Origin of the sequence: Barnesiella sp. CU968, assembly GCF_905219685.1 — a bacterium.
In the GTDB taxonomy this organism is placed as follows: Bacteria; Bacteroidota; Bacteroidia; order Bacteroidales; family Muribaculaceae; genus Lepagella; species Lepagella muris_A.
Window position 1 is genome coordinate 1 of the sequence record NZ_CAJMXD010000518.1, and the last position, 1,663, is coordinate 1,663.

The following is a 1,663-nucleotide window of genomic DNA, read 5'->3' on the forward strand; positions in this document are numbered from 1 at the left end:
GCCCCATTCCACCCCATTTCTCACCCCATTTCTCACCCCAGAACCACATCGAGCAGCATCATCAGCAGGAAACCGACGGCGAAGCCTACGGTGCCCATATTCGAGTGGCGACCTTCCTGCGTCTCGGGTATCAGTTCCTCGACCACGACATACATCATCGATCCGGCGGCAAACGCCAGCAGATAGGGAAGTATCGGCAACACCACGGACGCAAGCAGAATAGTGACTGCGGCGGCAATCGGTTCGACGACGCCGCTCAACGCGCCGATGACAAACGATTTGCGGCGGCTGTTGCCAGCCATGCGCAGCGGCATCGACACTATCGCCCCTTCCGGAAAGTTCTGTATCGCGATACCCAGCGAGAGAGCAAGCGCCGCAGCCATAGGCAAAAAGGCGTTATGCTCCAACGCGGCAGCAAGCGCCGCTCCTACCGCCATACCTTCCGGAATATTATGTAGCGTCACCGCGAAAACGAGTTTGGCAGTACGCGACAATCCGCTTCTCGGACCTTCGCTCATGCCGCCGTCGATATGCTGATGCGGCACGACCATGTCGAGCGACAGCAGAAACAGTATGCCGACGGCAAAACCGACAATCGAAGGTATCACACTCGCAATCCCCTCTTTGCCGGTCATTTCCATAGAGGGTATAAGCAGAGACCACACAGAGGCGGCGACCATCACACCGGCGGCGAACCCGGTGAGTGTTTTCTGCAGCAACTGCGGCATTTCGCGCCGCATCAGAAACACACACGCCGCTCCCAGTGCCGTTCCGGCGAACGGCAACATCAAGCCAATTGCAAGACCATTCATATTATTATAACATTCTGACCGCCTCCCTGAGTTCAGGGAGATGTGCAAGGCGGCACAGAAGAAGGTATGACCCGATGCCGAGCAGAAGACCTCCCCCCAATTGAATCAGCCCAGCCATGTTTGCCGACAGCAAAGACAACCACCCCGAGAGACCTGCGGTATAGAGAGCCACCGCGACAACGAGGCATGACACGCCCGCGATCGCCATTGACGGGAGCAGGTCTCTGACCATAGCCCGCACGCTGAAGCCCGCCGCACGCCGTAGAATCAGCAGCGACACGACATAGGTGACAACCGAAGCCGCAAGCTGCCCCCACACCAGCAGCGGAACACTGCCAAACCAGACAGTCGACAGAATCGCCGCAAGAATCAGCAGATCCTTTGCCACCTCAAGCGCGAACAACCGCCGTCCGTAGCCGAGCGCGAGAAGATAATTGCTGTAAAGCGAAGTCAGCACCACAAATATCCCTCTTACCGTCAGTATCTGGAAAAGAATTATCGCCGCATCCCATTTATGCCCGAAAAGAGTATGGAACAGCGGCGCGCCAAGCACGGCGATACCACCCATGACCGGGAAAAGGACAAACGCCGTGAAACGGTTGATTTACGTCACGTAGCGACGGAAAGTCTCCCCGTCATCCTGCACCTTCGACAGCAGCGGCACGAACGAAGAGGTGAGAATCTGCGATATCGAGGCGCTCCCCATTTTGCTCCATTTGTCAGCCTGCGTATAGAAGCCGAGAGAAGAAAGGTTATAGAAAGCGCCTATTATGAATGAATATATATTCTGACACAAAGTATTGAGCGTTGAAGAGGAGAAGACGCTCAACCCTATCCGCCATATTTTTTTC

Annotated in this window: 3 protein-coding genes; all 3 read right to left on the bottom strand. The window is 55.7% G+C overall.

Annotation, left to right across the window (positions count from 1 at the left end; all coding sequences use genetic code 11):
* Positions 1-32: 32 nt before the first annotated feature.
* A complete protein-coding gene (locus JX312_RS13275) occupies positions 33-812 on the bottom strand; it encodes a ZIP family metal transporter (RefSeq protein ID WP_123406204.1) in 780 nt (259 codons plus the stop codon).
* A 4-nt stretch (positions 813-816) separates the two neighbouring features.
* Positions 817-1,380 (bottom strand): hypothetical protein, encoded by a 564-nt coding sequence (locus tag JX312_RS13280; protein WP_204458392.1) that lies wholly within the window; start codon positions 1,378-1,380, stop codon positions 817-819.
* Between the two features lie 36 nt (positions 1,381-1,416).
* Positions 1,417-1,663: oligosaccharide flippase family protein (locus tag JX312_RS13285; RefSeq protein ID WP_204458393.1), on the bottom strand; the 247-nt coding region annotated here is incomplete at its 5' end.